The 16,519-nt window shown below is 29.9% G+C and carries 19 protein-coding genes; 9 read left to right on the top strand and 10 right to left on the bottom strand.

What is annotated here, in order from left to right; all coding sequences use genetic code 11:
• Both COL3_RS17775 and COL3_RS17770 read left to right on the top strand, forming a co-directional pair.
• Nucleotides 1-456, top strand: a 456-nt coding sequence (locus tag COL3_RS17775; protein ID WP_278286684.1) for a rhodanese-like domain-containing protein, incomplete at its 5' end; no start/stop codon positions are given.
• A gap of 28 nt (nucleotides 457-484) precedes the next feature.
• A complete protein-coding gene (locus COL3_RS17770; protein WP_008427610.1) occupies nucleotides 485-844 on the top strand; it encodes a C-GCAxxG-C-C family (seleno)protein in 360 nt (119 codons plus the stop codon).
• 224 nt (nucleotides 845-1,068) lie between these two features.
• Here COL3_RS17770 and COL3_RS17765 read toward each other — a convergent pair whose 3' ends face one another.
• The 3 genes from COL3_RS17765 to COL3_RS17755 form a co-directional block, all read right to left on the bottom strand.
• Nucleotides 1,069-1,656 carry a TetR-like C-terminal domain-containing protein gene (locus COL3_RS17765; RefSeq protein ID WP_008427612.1) on the bottom strand — a complete coding sequence of 196 codons (588 nt, stop codon included), beginning with the start codon at nucleotides 1,654-1,656 and terminating at the stop codon, nucleotides 1,069-1,071.
• A gap of 1 nt (nucleotide 1,657) precedes the next feature.
• The gene (locus COL3_RS17760; protein WP_008427614.1) at nucleotides 1,658-2,389 is read right to left on the bottom strand and encodes an MBL fold metallo-hydrolase; all 732 of its coding nucleotides are present in this window, start codon (nucleotides 2,387-2,389) and stop codon (nucleotides 1,658-1,660) included.
• Between the two features lie 218 nt (nucleotides 2,390-2,607).
• The gene (locus COL3_RS17755; RefSeq protein ID WP_008427616.1) at nucleotides 2,608-3,246 is read right to left on the bottom strand and encodes a TetR/AcrR family transcriptional regulator; all 639 of its coding nucleotides are present in this window, start codon (nucleotides 3,244-3,246) and stop codon (nucleotides 2,608-2,610) included.
• 155 nt (nucleotides 3,247-3,401) lie between these two features.
• Here COL3_RS17755 and COL3_RS17750 point away from each other — a divergent pair, with 155 nt between their 5' ends.
• The 3 genes from COL3_RS17750 to COL3_RS17740 all read left to right on the top strand — a co-directional run bounded on the left by COL3_RS17750 (nucleotide 3,402) and on the right by COL3_RS17740 (nucleotide 6,358).
• Nucleotides 3,402-4,124, top strand: a complete 723-nt coding sequence (locus COL3_RS17750; RefSeq protein ID WP_008427618.1) for a flavodoxin family protein — start codon at nucleotides 3,402-3,404, stop codon at nucleotides 4,122-4,124.
• A gap of 216 nt (nucleotides 4,125-4,340) precedes the next feature.
• Nucleotides 4,341-5,141 carry a TrmB family transcriptional regulator gene (locus tag COL3_RS17745; protein WP_008427621.1) on the top strand — a complete coding sequence of 267 codons (801 nt, stop codon included), beginning with the start codon at nucleotides 4,341-4,343 and terminating at the stop codon, nucleotides 5,139-5,141.
• Between the two features lie 17 nt (nucleotides 5,142-5,158).
• Complete coding sequence (locus COL3_RS17740; protein ID WP_008427624.1) at nucleotides 5,159-6,358, top strand: MFS transporter; 1,200 nt, start codon at nucleotides 5,159-5,161, stop codon at nucleotides 6,356-6,358.
• A gap of 73 nt (nucleotides 6,359-6,431) precedes the next feature.
• Here COL3_RS17740 and COL3_RS17735 read toward each other — a convergent pair whose 3' ends face one another.
• The 3 genes from COL3_RS17735 to COL3_RS17725 form a co-directional block, all read right to left on the bottom strand.
• On the bottom strand, nucleotides 6,432-7,874 hold the full coding sequence (locus COL3_RS17735) for a serine hydrolase (RefSeq protein WP_008427626.1): 1,443 nt from the start codon (nucleotides 7,872-7,874) through the stop codon (nucleotides 6,432-6,434).
• A gap of 15 nt (nucleotides 7,875-7,889) precedes the next feature.
• Nucleotides 7,890-8,444, bottom strand: coding sequence for a MarR family transcriptional regulator (locus COL3_RS17730; RefSeq protein ID WP_008427629.1), 555 nt, complete (start codon nucleotides 8,442-8,444; stop codon nucleotides 7,890-7,892).
• Between the two features lie 190 nt (nucleotides 8,445-8,634).
• Nucleotides 8,635-9,519: a LysR family transcriptional regulator gene (locus tag COL3_RS17725; RefSeq protein ID WP_008427632.1), complete on the bottom strand. Its 885-nt coding sequence runs from the start codon at nucleotides 9,517-9,519 to the stop codon at nucleotides 8,635-8,637.
• 146 nt (nucleotides 9,520-9,665) lie between these two features.
• Between COL3_RS17725 and COL3_RS17720 the strand changes: the two genes are divergently transcribed.
• Complete coding sequence (locus COL3_RS17720) at nucleotides 9,666-10,676, top strand: putative sulfate exporter family transporter (RefSeq protein ID WP_008427634.1); 1,011 nt, start codon at nucleotides 9,666-9,668, stop codon at nucleotides 10,674-10,676.
• Nucleotides 10,677-10,742: 66 nt separating this feature from the next.
• Here the strand turns inward: COL3_RS17720 and COL3_RS17715 are convergent, their stop codons facing one another.
• Complete coding sequence (locus tag COL3_RS17715; protein ID WP_008427636.1) at nucleotides 10,743-10,949, bottom strand: hypothetical protein; 207 nt, start codon at nucleotides 10,947-10,949, stop codon at nucleotides 10,743-10,745.
• A 14-nt stretch (nucleotides 10,950-10,963) separates the two neighbouring features.
• Nucleotides 10,964-11,869, bottom strand: coding sequence for a YIEGIA family protein (locus tag COL3_RS17710; protein ID WP_008427638.1), 906 nt, complete (start codon nucleotides 11,867-11,869; stop codon nucleotides 10,964-10,966).
• A gap of 208 nt (nucleotides 11,870-12,077) precedes the next feature.
• Here COL3_RS17710 and COL3_RS17705 point away from each other — a divergent pair, with 208 nt between their 5' ends.
• Both COL3_RS17705 and COL3_RS17700 read left to right on the top strand, forming a co-directional pair.
• Complete coding sequence (locus COL3_RS17705; RefSeq protein ID WP_008427640.1) at nucleotides 12,078-12,521, top strand: MarR family transcriptional regulator; 444 nt, start codon at nucleotides 12,078-12,080, stop codon at nucleotides 12,519-12,521.
• 165 nt (nucleotides 12,522-12,686) lie between these two features.
• Nucleotides 12,687-14,084, top strand: a complete 1,398-nt coding sequence (locus COL3_RS17700) for a DHA2 family efflux MFS transporter permease subunit (RefSeq protein WP_008427643.1) — start codon at nucleotides 12,687-12,689, stop codon at nucleotides 14,082-14,084.
• Nucleotides 14,085-14,166: 82 nt separating this feature from the next.
• Here the strand turns inward: COL3_RS17700 and COL3_RS17695 are convergent, their stop codons facing one another.
• A complete protein-coding gene (locus tag COL3_RS17695; protein WP_008427645.1) occupies nucleotides 14,167-15,048 on the bottom strand; it encodes an EFR1 family ferrodoxin in 882 nt (293 codons plus the stop codon).
• A gap of 116 nt (nucleotides 15,049-15,164) precedes the next feature.
• Nucleotides 15,165-15,728: a TetR/AcrR family transcriptional regulator gene (locus COL3_RS17690; protein WP_008427648.1), complete on the bottom strand. Its 564-nt coding sequence runs from the start codon at nucleotides 15,726-15,728 to the stop codon at nucleotides 15,165-15,167.
• A gap of 174 nt (nucleotides 15,729-15,902) precedes the next feature.
• On the opposite strand from COL3_RS17690, the gene COL3_RS17685 reads away from it, so the two are divergent.
• The gene (locus tag COL3_RS17685) at nucleotides 15,903-16,514 is read left to right on the top strand and encodes a class I SAM-dependent methyltransferase (RefSeq protein WP_008427649.1); all 612 of its coding nucleotides are present in this window, start codon (nucleotides 15,903-15,905) and stop codon (nucleotides 16,512-16,514) included.
• The last annotated feature ends 5 nt before the right edge of the window (nucleotides 16,515-16,519 follow it).

Genomic DNA, 16,519 nt, shown 5'->3' with positions numbered 1-16,519 from the left:
GTAGAAGATTTAAAAGATTTAGAATTATGTTATGCACCACCATTTGCAACAGCAAAAGATGTTGTTAATTATGCAGGATATGTTGGATCAAATCTTTTGAATGGTGACTTTAAACAAGTCAATGTAGATTTAGTTAGAGGGCTTGTTGAACGCAAGGCTTATATAATAGATGTTAGAGAAAGAGGAGAATATGATAATGGGCATATTAAAAATGCAATTAATATTCCATTGAGTGAGATCAGAAATAGAGTAAATGAAATACCAAGGGATAAACCAGTATATTTACATTGTAGAACTGGTCAAAGAAGCTACAATGCTACTTTAGCACTACAAAATTTAGGATTCAATAATGTTTATAATATAACAGGAAGTTTTTTGGCATTATCATTTTATGAATACTTTAATGATAAAACTAAGAATAGAGAAAGTATTGTTACTAAATATAATTTTAGATAAAAAATATAATTTGTGGGGGAGAATATAAATGGAAAAAGTATTAGAATTTCATAAAGAAGGTTACAACTGCGCAGAATCGATTATTAAGGCGTTTAATGAAGATACAAATTTGGATATTCCTGTATCAATGGCAAGTCCTTTCGGAGGTGGTATGGCTGTAGGAAGCACTTGCGGAGCAATTACGGGAACTCTTATGGCTGTGGGAGCTCTAAAAGGTAGAAATACAAGTGACGAAAAAAATAATTCAAGAATACTTACAAAAGACATAGTAAGTAAGGTTAAAGAAAAGTACGGTACTCTCGAATGTATTGAATTAAAGAAAAAAGGTGTGACTTGCGATGAAATAATAAAATACACCTATGATATTTTGAAAGAGTATACAAGGTGAATTTGTAGACCTATTTTAGAAAGAAGTTCAGGATAATAAAGGGTGAACCATATCATAAATGACGAAAGTTACTTTATCTATTTTATCAGATGTATAATACTGGAATAATTAAAGGCTCTAGCAGATTAAGCAAGAGCCTTTAATTAATAAAGAAAATGAGATCTTTTCCATCGGTTCTTCTAGAAGAAGAGATAGTTAAATTAGAATATTTCAATATGCATTTACTAACTCTTTTTACTACTGTTTTGTTTCATAATATGGAGCCCTTCAAGGTAGGTGTCCATTAGCAATTGAAAACTTATATCTATATTTAATGATAGTTCGAAACCACCTTTCTGTTCTAGAGAAGAAAAGCCATGAAGAATACTTCTCAGCCCTCTGGTTACATGAAGTGCAGATTCTTCATCTAATTCATAGGCATTTAGTATACGGACAACAAGATCTACAATTTTATTTGCGGCTTTTTGAACTTCAATATCATTAGAATCAGATAATGAAAAGGTGGACTCATATAAACCGGGATGAATACGGGCAAAGGATAAATATGCTTTACTTAATGCACGAATTGCATCATCTCCAGATATACCTATACTTGATTGTACTAAATCATTATATAACTGCTCCATGCTATATATAGAAAGCTTTTTTCGTAACTGCTGCAGCCCATCTATATGGTTATATAAAGATGGTGTGCGAATTTGAAGCTTTTTTGCAAGTTCAGCTAAGGTTACTTCATTTAGTCCATTTGCATCTGCAATCTCTGCAGCTGCTTGTAAAATATTTTCTTGTGTAATTCCAACTCCTCTTGACATTCTATTTACTCCTTTTCTGTAAAGCACATATTAAGTTTCGTTCTGCTGCGGCAATGGCAAGATCCATTGCTGATTGGGGTTCTTCTATCATCTTTCCGTGACCTGCAGCAAGTAAAGTAGGCTCACATTTCCTAAGCTTTTTGGCACTTATCAATGCTAGTTCTTGATTCCATGTGGCCATTGCTGGGAATGGGAATAGCGGTCTTATCTGACCTCCTACTGCAATTCCACCTCTTGTTTGAAATGCATCGCCAACAATTAATACATTATTACGGGTATCAAGGTAGGAAAAAGAACCTGGAGTATGTCCTGGCGTGGACACAGCAACTAATGAGCCAATTTGGTCTCCTTCTTTAAGAAGTACGTCTGCCCTGGTATTTAGTTTTTTAGGGATACTCCCTCGTATTGGCATATCAGGTTCATCTTTATCTAAAGTAATATCTCCAGCCATTAATCTTGAATCTCTTTCAGAAACATAAATAGTTGCATTAGGAAGTAATCCTTTTAGAGAATCAAGAGCACCTACGTGATCTTCATGGACATGGGTGAGTAATATGCGTGTAATGGGTTTTTTAAGCTTATTTGACATACGTAAGATTCCTTTATAGCTAAAGGGTAATGCAGCATCAATTAAAGTCAAGCTATCAGCCTCTTCTACTAGATAACAGTTAACGGGAAAAAGTAGAGGTAAAAATATTAATTGATATATTGTTTTTTCATGAATAACTTTCATCGTAACACACCCCTTTTATTTATAATTATTAATTTATAAACTAATTATAATATTATTATAACTAATGGTATTAGTTATCGCAAGTGTTTTTTAGAAGTATTATATTTTTTTAGTAAATAAAAATAATTTGATATAGAAAGGAATACTCATTAAGCAACAAGTCCTTTGAGTATTCCTTTTTATATTTCTAACAGTGAGGGTGTTGTAAATTACAATTCTTATTTTCTTGCGCGAAATATGTCACATAATAAATTCATATTAAGAGTTACGAAATCTTCCTGATTAAGAGAAAAATGATCTACGAAAGTTTTACCTGATATAGACAGCATATGAAAGAAGCCTGTTATCATAAATTCAGCAGAATGAGTTAAACTTTTTGTATCAACATCTTTTCTTATACTTCCGTCTGCTTTTCCTTCGTCAATTACTTTTGCAATTTCTTGAGCTAATTGCTCGCTAATTCTATTAAATTCAACTCGCTTCTCTGCATTTTCTGGTGTAGGCTTAATATATCCAATATAATTCATTAAACTTAACGTATTAGGAGAATCCTTATAAAACTTATAATAAGCATTTGCTAAGCGTTTAAGCTTTTCATATCCATTGTCCCCATTTTCAACTGCCTTCTTAAAAGTATTTAAAAGTCTCTCAAATCCTCTAATTATAACTACAAACAGCAAATCTTCTTTATCAGTAAAATATTGATAAATAGTTTTTCTGCTAAATTGCGCTTCTTTGGCTATTTCCTCCATTGATGCTCCATTATAGCTCATTACAGTAAAGACTTTTTCTGCAGCATTTATAATGTCTTGTTCTCTTGCTAATCTCTCTTTTTCTTTTCTAGATATTGTATCCATGAAATTTTTTCCTCCTACTTGACAAAGTTGATGTACAAGGTGTATCCGTAGGTTACAATATGTAACCCAAATGCACGACGTGTATACTTGAAGTATATTATATTATTTCAAATCTGTAAAGAAAATTGGTATGGTAATGGAGGATGATGAAAGATATGAAAAAAAATATTAAAATTGTTGGAGTGATAAGTAGTCCGAATTTTAATGGAAATACTGCCTCACTAGTAAGAGAAGCGCTTAATGGAGCCAAGGAAGAAGGGGCATCTGTAACGGAAATATTTCTTGCAGATTACAAGATTGAGTTTTGCAAAGGATGCTTAATTTGTAATGTAAAAGGAGAATGTCCTATTCCTGATAATTTTGAAGAAGTTAGAAAACTTATTTATGAAGCAGATGGGATTGTATTGGGCTCTCCAACCTATGCTTTAGAGTATAATGCATTAATGAAATGTTTTTTTGAGCGTTTGGGAACTTACACCTTATATGCTTCTAGGCTTGGAGGGAAGTATGGTGTTGGAATATCTACGTCATATAACAGAAATGGAGCAAAAAAAGTAGCGAAGAAACTTACCAGCATATTTAAATTTGGAATATTTGAGAGGAGTTATGTTTCAGGAACTTTAGGAATTCATACTATGGTTAATGGAGTTGAAAAGAAAGTTTGTGAAAGTACTAATGATTTAAAGAAAGCAAATGAACTTGGAAGAAAAATTGCAAGAGATATAAAACTTAATAATAGATATCCATTACAAAATATAATTATGAGATTGGTGATTGCACTATACTTAAAACCTATTTTTAAAAATTTTATTTCAAAACATAAGGAAGGAAAAGAACATGCAACATATAGTAGTCTTCAACAAAGAGGATTAATCTAATAGTATTAAAGATTCTCTCTAGCTCGGTATAAATTGCTGGGAAAAGCATTAGGTAAATGTTAAAGGATATCGTAAAAGGTATCCTTTATATTTTTGTTAAAATGCAAATTGACAAATATATATAGCAGTAGTATAGTAACTATTATAGTAGTTACTAAATTATGCCATAGTACCTTCTGTAATATAGTCGCCATAGAAAGGAGAAGTTAAAGAAAGATGAAAGAGTCCTTATTTGATAAATTACAAAAATTTGGTCTGAATCTTTATGAAGCTAAAGCGTATATAGGTTTATTAAAAACAGGAACAGCCAATGCCTACAGAATCAGTAAAGAATCTGGCATACCAAGAGCTAGAATTTATGATATTTTGGAATCAATAACTAACCGTGGACTGGCAATGGTTGAAGAAAGTAGTGAAAATATAAAGATTTACACACCAGTACCTAGTAAGATTTTTTTAGAGAGAATAAAAAAAGAATGGGAAAATGATTATGAAGAAGTAAAAGCTGACCTAGGAGATTTAGAAGAGGAAGGTAAAAAACAGGATATCTACGTTTTCACAGTAAAAGGGATGGAAAATATATCAGCTTACTGTAGGCAGTTACTAAAAGAAGCAAAACATCATGTAATAGTTTCTGTGTGGAGTCATATGTACGAACTGTTACTTCCAGAGCTAGAGGAGTGTAAAAAACGAGGGTGCAAAGTTTTAGGAAGCAGTCATGAGATTGACAATCCTATTGAAGGTATTGAGAAGCACTCAAGAAATAAAACACATAATACTATAGAAAATATACCATGGTTTGTTCTTTCAGTAGATAGCAAAAAACTACTGTATGGCTATTCTGCTGAGGTAGATAGAGACGCATTTTATACAGAAGATACAACTCACATTTATCTTATGGAAGATTACATGTTGCATGACATTTTAGTTAATCGCCTGATAACAGATAAAGAAATTGAGGAAAAATTATCACTTATGATGAAAGAAATTGTAGCTAGTATAAAAAATGTAAATTAAGAAAAGAGGAGAAAACTATGGAAGTTGCAAATAAAAATATAACTAATGAATTACCACAGTTAAATGGCAGGCTGATTGCACTTATGGCAGCAGCAAGTGGGATAGCAGTAGCTAATATTTATTATATTCAACCGTTATTGGATAAGATAGCTGATTATTATCACATTACACAGGCTAGTGCAGGATTACTTGCAACTCTTACACAAACAGGATATGCATTAGGATTATTTCTGATTTTGCCACTTGCAGATCTTATAGAACGAAAGAAATTAATATTAATCATGCTTTTTTTATCTGCATTGTCTCTTTTGGTTATGTATTTTTCTTCCAATTTCGAACTTACTGCGGTAGCTTGTTTGGCAATTGGAACAACATCTGTAATTCCACAGCTTTTACTTCCGTTATGTGCAAAACTTTCAAATGAAACAGAAAGAGGAAAGAATATTGGACATATAATGAGTGGACTTTTAATAGGTGTGCTTTTATCTAGAGTTATAAGTGGAATAATCGGAAAATATTTTGATTGGAGAACTATGTATATTATTGCTGTCTTTTTTATGATAGGTCTTTTTGTAGTATTAAAAGTTATGCTTCCAATATGTGAAGCTAATGTAAATACTAATATGAATTATATTTCGTCTTTAAAGTCAATGAATGCCTTGCCAAAAAAATTTCCTGTAATAAAGGAAGCGGCAATAAATGGAGCAATGATTTTAGGTGCATTTAGTGCATTATGGACAACGCTTACGTTTCAGTTACAAAGTTCTGCCTTTAATTTCGATACAAATATAGTTGGAATGTTTGGATTGCTTGGTGTAACTGGAGCTATGTTAGCACCTTTGGCAGGAAAGCTTTCTGATAAAAAAGGTGCAAAATTCACAGTAGGTGTTAATATTGCAGTTATCTTTGTTTCTTATCTATGTTTTATTGCATTTGGATTTCAAGTATGGGGATTGATACTAGGAGTGATATTACTTGATATGGGAGTAAATTCTTGTAATGTTGCAAATCAAACTAGAATTCAGAGGTTAAGCGAAGAAGCGAGAAATAGAATTACTTCAATTTATATGGTTTCCCTCTTCTTAGGAGGAGCGGTTGGATCATACTTAGGTGCACTTATGTATAATAACTTTGGATGGTACGGTTTTTGTACTATAGGTATAATAACTCAGGTTATTGCTGCTTTTGTGCATGTAATGACAAAGAAGAAATTCTAATAACTAAGATTACATGCAACTTTAATAAAAAAATATAGCAGCCATTAAAATCACATGTAATTCTATAGTATTCTTATTTACACTTAGTAAATATAATTTCTTTTACACTTTGCTCAAAAGGAATTGACACACCTTTAATATTTCCATTGACATCGTAATTAAAGGTGACATGAATCAAGTAATAATCCATTATTGTCATAGTAAAAATATCATAGCATTTGTGATTAAGTATATAGTCTATATTATTATAAGATATTTTTAAGCAATTATCTTTTGTTTCAACTTTTACAGCTCCGTATCCTGGATTTTCATATACACCTTTATATTCCTCTAATGAACGAAAAGGAGTTGAGTTTTCTTTTTTAGATTCTCTAACTGCATTATTAGCGTCCACGATTCCTTTAAACATTTTTTCACCTTCAATTTTTAGTCTTTCATTGAAGCTAGCTCCGTCATAGCCTAATAGTTTGTCATATATATAGTAAGCTGTAGGCATGGTGCAGAAAGGATTATCTAAATTACTAAGAATAACTATACCAATATTCTCATCAGGAAGAAAACTTGTATAGGAACAAAATCCATCTATACCTCCACCGTGATTAACATGTTTTCTTCCTCTAAAGGATTCAATAAACCAACCTAATCCATAAGAGGAAAATTGAATTTCATCAAGTTTGAAAGGAAATAATTCACAAGGAATTTGTGGTGAATGCAATTCTGCTAAGGTTTTCTCCGATATAAGCTGCAGCCCATTTACTTTACCTTTATTTAAATGAAGTTTAAGCCATTTTAGCATATCAGTTAAATTTGAATTTATAGAACCAGCAGGTCCTATTTCATCAAGGTTTCTAAAGTTTGTTTGATGAACTTCACTTACTTTTTCTGAATAAGGCTGGCTGTAATTATCAGATTTTTTAGAAACATCCACTGAAAAATTTGTGCTGTTCATACCAAGAGGTTCAAAAATCCTTAGCTTCACAAACTCCTCCCAGGTCATTCCAGTAACTAGCTCGATAATATAGCCAGCTGTAGCATACATTAAATTGTTATATTGCCATGTTTCTCTAAAATCTTTATTAGGCTCTAGATATTTAATTCTAGCTACTAATTCTTTTCTGCTTAAGGAAGAGTTATACCATAAGGCATCGTGTCTAGGTAGTCCAGAACGATGACAAAGCATATCTCTTAATGTAATATGTTCTTCAGCATACTTATTATACATTTCAAAACTAGGCATATATTTTTTTATTGGAGTATCAAAGTCAATTTTGCCTTCATCTACCAATATACCTATTGCCAATGTAGCAAAAGATTTACTAGCAGAGCCTATAGCAAATAAAGTGTCTTTAGTTACATTTAGATTTTTGCTAACATCTCGAAGACCTAATTCACCGCAATATATTATTTCATTATCTTTAATAATACCTACAGCCATTCCAGGAACTTTCCACTCAGTCATTTTTTCTGATAATAGGTCATTAAAAACTTCACTGTAATTAGATGTACTATTTTTCATAATATTATTCCACCTTTATTTTTTATTTTGCTCATTCCTTATTCTTTCAAATTCTTTTAATGCTCTTTCTTGTATTTCAGCTGTGTCTTCACCCATATGAAAGTCAGCATTTTCCTCAAAACCATCCTGTTCTTCGCCATCAAATCTATATAATTTTTTCAATAATGTCCACAAGATTTCCATTTCTTCTATAGAAAAATTCTTAGAAAGATTTCCGAAAAAGCTCATTGATTTTTCAGCACATAACTTCATGGCATTAACTCCAGTTTCAGTAATCTTCACATTAACTGCACGCTTATCATATTGACTTGGTAGAGTAAGGATGATTCCTTTATTTTCCAGTGAATTAATCATTTGTTTTACACTTTGTTTTGTTGTGCCAAGTTTTCTGGCAATATTATTAATGGTAGTTTCATTTTCTGGCAGATGAATAATAGCCACTAATGCCATAAATTGTCTGCTGGTAATTTGGTCGCAAAATTCATCACCTTTAACTTGAAGTTTATTAGTGAGAGAAAATAGGGTTGCATATATTTGTTGTATTAAAAATAGTGCTTTATAATTATCCATAAGATACCTCCTCTTTAGTTGGACAATATACTGTCTAAAAATATATTAGCATATTATTCCAGTATGGTCAATATACTGTCTATTTATTTTTGTTCAGTTTTTAAAATTTAAAAGCATTGAATAAATATTAAATTCAATGCTTTTTATTTTCAAAACGGATATACATAATAAAATGAGGAGATTTAGTTCCTCATTTTTTTATGTAATTTTTGAGCATATCAATAAATACTAGTACGGCTTTTGATGGAGTGATTCCTTTCTGCATTACATATGAAAATTCACGAGTATAATTATGTTTTGTCTTTAAAATAGAAAGTTCTTTATTTCTTAATGAATCTTTAATGACAAGAGAAGATATAAAAGTAATACCTAAACTATTTTTTACAGCCTCTTTTATAGAATAGTTACTTCCAAATACAATTATATTTTTAGGGTTAATGTGATTATTAGTTAAAAAGAGGTTTAAATATTCTCGTGTTCCAGAGCCTGCCTCCCTGCTAATCCATGTTTGATTTTGCAAATCTTCTATAGTAAGTTCTTTATTTAGTAAAGAATGATTATAAGGAACAGCAACTTTCATAGTATCAGTATAAAAATTATTAATAATAAAATTAGAAGATGGAACTGTACCTTCAACTAAAGCCAAATCAACTTGAAAGTTTTTTACTTTGTCACATATATTATGGGTATTTTCAATTGTAACTTCTAGTTCCAGTTCTGGGTAGACTTTTGCAAACTCTCCTAAAAAAGCTGGCAAAAAATACTCGCCTATAGTAAGGCTGGCACCTATATGTAATCGTCCTTTTACTACATTACCATAGTCTAGAATGTCATTTTTAGTTTCATCTAATAATTTAATAATTTGTTTTGCACGTTCATATAAAAAATACCCGGATTGTGTTATATTTATGTTTTTTTGTTTAATTGAACGTTGAATTAACGTTGTACAAAAATACGCCTCAAGATGTTTAATATGTAGACTTACACTTGGTTGCGATAAATTAATAGCTTCAGCAGCTTTAGTAAAATTTTTGTATTCAACAACAGCTATAAAAGTTTTTAGTTCATCTATCATATAAGATCAATCCTTTTTTAATTATTAAAAAAATTAATGGTTATTATAAAATATATATATTTTACTTATGATTATATACTAATTATACTCAAAATAGAAAAGAAATTACTTCATGTGGAGATTACATTTTTAGGAGATGAGGTTAAATGATTTTAAATTCAAAAAAAGTAAATACCATTTTTAGAATTTTACCGGGTATTATTGTATGTGTGATCATAGCAATGATAGGAAAGTATATTGGAAATTATATTCCTAGTTTAGGAGGGGCATCTTTAGCAATATTTATTGGTATGGCAGTTGGAAATACATTTTGTAATAATCAGATTTATGACAAAGGCACTAAATTTGCTGAAAGTGAATTATTATCTTACTCAATAGTTTTGCTCGGAGGAACCTTAAGTGCACAAACCATTTTTAAATTAGGAGTATCGGGAATAACGTTTATAGTTTTGCAAATGTTAATAACAATAATATGTGTAATATCAATAGGAAAAAAACTTGGATTTTCAGATAACTTCTCCTTTTTGATGGCAAGTGGAAATGCAGTTTGTGGTTCTTCAGCTATAGCAGCTACAGTACCAGTTATTGAGGCAGATGATAATGATAAAGTTATAGCAATAACCATCGTAAATGTGACAGGCACGGTATTAATGCTGATTCTACCACTTATAGCTAACATCATGTATTCATCAGAAACAGTAAAAACCTCTGCATTAATAGGAGGAATACTTCAATCGGTTGGACAGGTTGTCGCAAGTGGTAGTTTAGTAAATGGACAGGTTAAAGATTTAGCAACTATATTTAAAATAGTTCGCATAGTATTTTTGATTTTCGTTTTATTAAGCTTTGGAGCGATGAAAAAGAGACAATGCAAAGATGCTTATAAAAGTTCAAATGCGAAGATAAAAGTACCTTGGTACGTATTAGGTTTCTTAGTTATGTGTTCATTATATACAATCGGTATATTTGGAACACAAATTTCTAATTGGTTTAAACTAATAAGTAGTAACTTTGAAATAATTGCTCTTGCGGGCATAGGAATGAGAGTGAAATTTAGTGAACTTATTAAACTGGGAAAAAAAGCTTCCATTTATGCTTGTGGAGTTGCTTTAATTCAGATTATGTTTGGAATTAGTCTTATTAAAATATTACTGTAAAATATATTTCTAAGTTATCAAGAAGCCTATAGATACTACATAAAGGCTTTAAGTACAAGCTTTTGTCTAAGATTTACTAATAACCATATAGTCTCCACATGTAAGCTGAACTACTTCACCTCGTATAGCTTTTGCAATATCTTCTGTTAATTGCTTTTGTTCTTCTTGACTATTAGCAAATAAAATTAATGGATTACCATTTTGTGCCCTATCTTTTGATAGAGATATATAAGCAATTATTTCATAACCTGTATTATAAGAATCAGCACCCATAACATCAATCCTTTCTATTTTTTAGAATTAGTCCCCATTATTTTATAACTTTTTCTTATACTTTCTAAAAGAGGAGTTTTTTTTATGGTTTCAATAAATGCTCCTTCATCATAAATAATTGGAACCATTACAACTGCGATTCTTCCTGTTTCATAATCGCACCGAGTATAGTGATATCTTTTGAGTCCTAGCATTCTACAGGCTTCAAATATTATAGCCTGCCTTTGACCATTATGATTAAGTATCCTGCTAAAATGTTTCTCTTTGGGAGAGATTATAGCAGCAATACCCTCACTCTCAACTAATTTTCTAGAGTTATCTGTTCCCAAATGATTTGTAACAAAGATATCATCTACATATAATTCAGAGTTCTTTACTGTTATATTTGCAAGTTTAATATCAGCAATATCTTTAACAGCTCTGCCTTTTGAAAAAGTTTTAAGTATGTAAAGAGAAATAGTTCCAGATAAAATTCCAAATAATATATTTATAACAAAGGATTTATTTGGAATAATATGCATTATTAAACTAGTAATAAAAGCTACAAGAAGCGAAAAATAGTTCCTTGCTTCAAAAGTTTTAGCAATGCCATCTATGTAAGCTTCTCCTCTAAAAACATGTTCAACATCATCAAGTGATTGAAGGCTCTCTTTTTCTATTCGTCTTACTTCACGAAATTGCTCAGTAGCAAGTAGAAGAAATGTGACAGCCTCAAAGTTTTTCTCAAGCAAAGCAGGAATTGCAATAGCACCTATTCCTGAAGATATAAAACCAGTTACTAAGTGAATAAGATATCCATTTGGATAAGTAGGGTATTGCCTATAATCTACTACAAGAGTGATGTATCTGGCTACAGTTCCACATAATACTGGTATTAATATTAAAAAAATATAATATTGCGAAAGCGTATCTTTTTCCATAGAATCCTCCATAGCTTACAAAACATGAATATAAATTAGCTTTTGTAATGAGGATTAGATTTATACGTTTACTAGATTAACGGTAATTATGTGAGGTATAATATTAATTTGCCATATTAAATAAATAATTGATAAAAAGTATTTTATAGTAACTAAAAAATATTGACATTATTTTTTAGCTACTATAAAATATTCTTAGGTGATGTAAATGAATAAAGAAATAGAAGTTATTGAAAAAGTTGTCCGTTTGTCAAATAAAATTAACCAAACAAATAAAAAGCCCCAAGATTATGGAAGTGGTCATAATTTATACCATTCAGAAATTCATACAATAGAAGCAATAAATAATCATTCTAATGTAAATGCCAGCGAATTATCAAAAATATTAGGTATTACAAATGGCGCTGTTAATCAAGTAACAAATAAACTTATAAAAAAAGGGCTTATAGAACAATACAAATTAAATGATAATAACAAAGAAGTCTTTTATAGATTGACGGATTTAGGAGAAAAAGCAAATCTAGGACACAGTAACTATCATAAGGAAGTATACGAAAAGATAGTACAATATTTGAATAATTCATCTAAAGATGAGATTAAAACTATAAATATGTTTTTAGATAGCCTAATAGAAAATTGGCCCATTGAATAATGGGACATTTTTTTAAAGATATTTTTTAGTAGCTAAAAAATATTGCAAGAAATCTTTCGTGATAGTTAATATTTCTATAGGAATAATTATTTTAATTTTAAAATGACATGCTATTAAGAATGTAAATTTATATCACTGATTGTTAATAGTAAAGGAGAAGGAAATATGATTAATGAAAAAAATAAAACTAAAAATGCTAAAGTGCTGCCTTTTATTGCTATAGTAATAGGTTTTTTTATGACATTGCTTGATACAACAATAGTTAATATTGCATTACCTAAAATAGCAGAGTCCTTCAATAGAAGTGTACAGGATATAACATGGGTATCTAACGGTTTTAATATAGCTCTTTCTGTAATAATTTTAACTGCTTCGAGAATTGGAGATCAATTTGGTCGTAAAAAGTTATTTTTATTTGGATTGTTTGTATTTACAATAGCATCTTTTTTAGAAGGATTTTCTACTTCACTTGAAATGCTTATTAGCTTAAGGGTAATACAAGGTTTATCGGCGGGTATCATAGTCCCATTAACAATTCCATTATCAGTTGAAATTTTTTCAGTAGAAAAGTTTGGTGCTATAGTAGGGATTTGGGGTGCAGTTGGAGGTTGTGCATCAGCATGTGGACCTGCTTTGGGAGGTATACTAACAAATGCTTTTAATTGGCAGGCAGTTTTCTTTGTAAATGTGCCATTTGGAATTATTTCATTTATATTATCAGCAATTCTCTTAAAAGAGTCTTTTGACGAAACTGCATCTAAAAAGATAGATTTCTTAGGTATTACAACAGTTAGTATCTCAATGTTAACTTTAATACTTGGACTAGTTCAAGCACCTGATAAAGGTTGGACATCAGTAAATATATTAATGTTATTCTCAGCCTCTGCAATTTCAATGGCAGCATTTATATTTATTGAATTAAATTCTGAAGAGCCAATGCTGCCAATGCAGCTCTTACAATCAAAATATTTCTCAAGTGCTTCTATAACTTTAATCTTTATGACTGCCGGAATGATGGCAGGGTCATTCTTGGTTTCATTCTTTTTAACACGTATTATGAAATTATCAGTGCTTGATGCGGGATTAACTATAATTGCTATGCCAATTGCTATGATCATATTTTCTCTTATAGCAGGACCTATATCTAATAAAATCGGTGCTAGGCCATTTGCTGTAGCTGGAATAATACTGACATCAATTTCAGTATACTTATTTGGCACTCTTAATGCTGATTCATCACGATTTGATGTAATGTGGAGGTTATTAATATCTGGAGCAGGTATAGGAATGACTATGTCTCCTTTAATGGCATCTACTGTAAGAAATGCTCCAAGGGATAAAGTAGGTATAGCATCAGGAGTTGCAAATGTTTCGCGTACCTTTGGTATGGTTCTTGGAGTTGCTATATTAGCTACATTGCTAAGTAATAATATAAATTACACATCTTTAAATAATTATGTTAGCTATGACAATACATTTAAGACATTTAGCTTTATTTTGATATTTGGCCTTGTATTTGCAATCTTCAGTGATAAATCACATAAAGTTAAGGATATTAATTAACTAAGAGTTTCTAAATTTGAATCTGTAAATAGAGTAAAGCCTTTTTTAAGGCTTTATTTTGCTTTTATTATATTAAAATTTATTATTTTGGATATAAACAAGTATCAGGATTTTCTTTACCTTTTTTTATGATTTTTTCAAAAAAGTTTTTTGCTTTATCAAGATCACCAAGTAATGAGATTGCTTTTTTGGGACATTCTATTATACAATTAAAACAGTGAATACATTGAGAGTTTTCATTTTTTATTATAGATTTTTCGGTATTTTGTTGTAGATGGCATACAGGACATATAACTGTACATTTTCCACATTTTATACATTGATCAGTGTCAATTAATATATTAGGGTATCTTTTTTTATGCCATTCTTTTTCTTTAAATACCAGATTTGATTTTATATATGTTCCTAAGCTTTGATATTTAAGGTATTTAGAATTATCTTTTACAGAATTCAAATCAACTGATTTAATTTTGTTTACTAGTTCTTGGATTGTGCTGATTATTTTATCTTCTGCTCGTTCTTTATTATATTCATCTTTCATAAAAGCTCTAGTCATGCGATGTGAACTAGATATTTTCATACCAGCTAAAACTATTCTTCCACTTTTTCTTAATAATTTTCCTGCTTCATCTAGAGAAATACCTGAAGAAATTCCACCATAAGTAACAAAGGGCACTGCTATTTTACTCCATCCATTAACTGGCTGTGGCAGAATTTTAATTAACTCTTTGACGTGATATTGAAGATGATGAGCATATACAGGAGAACCTATAAATAGAATATCATGTTTTTTAATTGTAGCTTGTAAATACCTTTGTTTATTATTAGTTAAAAAATATTCTTTACTTCCGGCAATACTTATTAATTGAGTACTTATATTATTTCTTTCAAGGATATCTTTTAACAATCCACTTATCTGATTTGTATTACCTGATGGACTAAATTCAATAATTGCAGCTTTCATATTCAAACCTCCAAATTAATTATTTTTTGTTTATAGAATGTAATAAGGAGCGATTGTTCCTTATTATAAGAAAAATTTTTTACTCAAATAAAAAACATATATTTGAGTAAAAATATTTACATTAAATGCTTCATACCTTCCATGTGGTATTTTACTAATGTTCTGATGCTTTTTTCCAGCCATAGTTCATCTTCATAATGCTTAGCTATCTCAATAATTCCTTCTATGAAATTTTTAGATAAGATTGATAGAATTAACTCATCCTGCACTAGATTTTTATTTATCTGTACTTTCATATGATCATTTAAAATAGTAATGATTTGCTGCTTAAATCCTTCATATTTAGTACTCTGACTTTTATCTGTAATAATTACAAACTTTTTGTGTGAGGTTACAATAATCCTTTTAATAAGATTGCTAATAGTAGTATTCATTTCAGTATTCTTATCATTATGGTTAAAAAATTTTTCAAAATCATTCATAAAGAATTCATAGAAATTGTCTATTACCCCATAAAAAATAGCTTCCTTGTTTTCATAGTATAAATATAAATTGCTAACACTTATTCCTGCTTCGTTAGCAATACTACGAGTAGTAGTTTCTTTAAAACCTTTTTGGTAAAACATATTTTCGGCTATGGATAATATTTTATTTCTAATTTCATCTTTTAGTATTTGCATAATAAAGAACCTCCGTTCTTTATTATCATAATATGGAAAAATTATAATGTCAATATTATTTTATAAGAGCGATTGGATAAAAACATACAATGATATATTTACATAATATGATATAATTTGGTTATGGAGGAGATTACTATACGATAAAAATATATTTTTAAGGAGTAAGGAAAAATGAGTTTTGATGAATATGCAAAGAACTGGGATACGGAAAAAAGAATTAAGAGAGCAAAAGTAGTAGCAGAAGAAATAATAAAATCAATTAGTGATAATGAAAATAAGTCAGCAATGGAATTTGGATGTGGGACTGGCCTTGTAAGTTTTAATATTTATGACAAATTTAATAAAGTTACACTTATTGATTCATCACAAGGGATGATAGATATATTGAACAGCAAAATTAATACATACAAAATAGACAATATGGTTGGGCAACATTTAGATATAGTAAATGGGGATGAATTGAACGAAAAATTTGATGTTATATACAACTCCATGGTGCTTCATCATATTCACGATATTAAATTAATAACAAATAAATTTTATAATTTGCTTAACGAAGGTGGGTATTTATGTATAGTTGATTTGAACGAGGAGGATGGAAGTTTTCATAAAGAATATCCAGATTTTGATGGACATAATGGATTTAATCAAGAGAAATTAAAAAGAATATTAGCTAGTAGTGGTTTTTATCATATAGAATCAAAAACTTTTTATCAAGATGAAAAAATCATTGATAATGAAAAAATTAATTATTCACTATTTATAATGGTGGCAAGGAGATAAATAAA

The organism is Clostridium sp. LS, assembly GCF_002760435.1.
Classification (GTDB): domain Bacteria; phylum Bacillota; class Clostridia; order Clostridiales; family Clostridiaceae; genus Clostridium.
Note: the sequence above shows the minus strand (reverse complement) of the source record. Positions and strands in the feature narration are given on the sequence as shown.

Excerpts from the sequence above, each read along its gene's own strand:
- COL3_RS17725 (WP_008427632.1), bottom strand. The coding sequence starts at position 9,519 with ATGATAGATGAACTAAAAACTTTTATAGCTGTTGTTGAATACAAAAAT.
- COL3_RS17705 (WP_008427640.1), top strand. The coding sequence starts at position 12,078 with ATGAATAAAGAAATAGAAGTTATTGAAAAAGTTGTCCGTTTGTCAAAT.
- COL3_RS17700 (WP_008427643.1), top strand. The coding sequence starts at position 12,687 with ATGATTAATGAAAAAAATAAAACTAAAAATGCTAAAGTGCTGCCTTTT.
- COL3_RS17730 (WP_008427629.1), bottom strand. The coding sequence starts at position 8,444 with ATGGATAATTATAAAGCACTATTTTTAATACAACAAATATATGCAACC.
- COL3_RS17720 (WP_008427634.1), top strand. The coding sequence starts at position 9,666 with ATGATTTTAAATTCAAAAAAAGTAAATACCATTTTTAGAATTTTACCG.
- COL3_RS17765 (WP_008427612.1), bottom strand. The coding sequence starts at position 1,656 with ATGTCAAGAGGAGTTGGAATTACACAAGAAAATATTTTACAAGCAGCT.
- COL3_RS17760 (WP_008427614.1), bottom strand. The coding sequence starts at position 2,389 with ATGAAAGTTATTCATGAAAAAACAATATATCAATTAATATTTTTACCT.
- COL3_RS17745 (WP_008427621.1), top strand. The coding sequence starts at position 4,341 with ATGAAAGAGTCCTTATTTGATAAATTACAAAAATTTGGTCTGAATCTT.
- COL3_RS17755 (WP_008427616.1), bottom strand. The coding sequence starts at position 3,246 with ATGGATACAATATCTAGAAAAGAAAAAGAGAGATTAGCAAGAGAACAA.
- COL3_RS17715 (WP_008427636.1), bottom strand. The coding sequence starts at position 10,949 with ATGGGTGCTGATTCTTATAATACAGGTTATGAAATAATTGCTTATATA.
- COL3_RS17695 (WP_008427645.1), bottom strand. The coding sequence starts at position 15,048 with ATGAAAGCTGCAATTATTGAATTTAGTCCATCAGGTAATACAAATCAG.
- COL3_RS17690 (WP_008427648.1), bottom strand. The coding sequence starts at position 15,728 with ATGCAAATACTAAAAGATGAAATTAGAAATAAAATATTATCCATAGCC.
- COL3_RS17750 (WP_008427618.1), top strand. The coding sequence starts at position 3,402 with ATGAAAAAAAATATTAAAATTGTTGGAGTGATAAGTAGTCCGAATTTT.
- COL3_RS17710 (WP_008427638.1), bottom strand. The coding sequence starts at position 11,869 with ATGGAAAAAGATACGCTTTCGCAATATTATATTTTTTTAATATTAATA.
- COL3_RS17740 (WP_008427624.1), top strand. The coding sequence starts at position 5,159 with ATGGAAGTTGCAAATAAAAATATAACTAATGAATTACCACAGTTAAAT.
- COL3_RS17770 (WP_008427610.1), top strand. The coding sequence starts at position 485 with ATGGAAAAAGTATTAGAATTTCATAAAGAAGGTTACAACTGCGCAGAA.
- COL3_RS17735 (WP_008427626.1), bottom strand. The coding sequence starts at position 7,874 with ATGAAAAATAGTACATCTAATTACAGTGAAGTTTTTAATGACCTATTA.
- COL3_RS17685 (WP_008427649.1), top strand. The coding sequence starts at position 15,903 with ATGAGTTTTGATGAATATGCAAAGAACTGGGATACGGAAAAAAGAATT.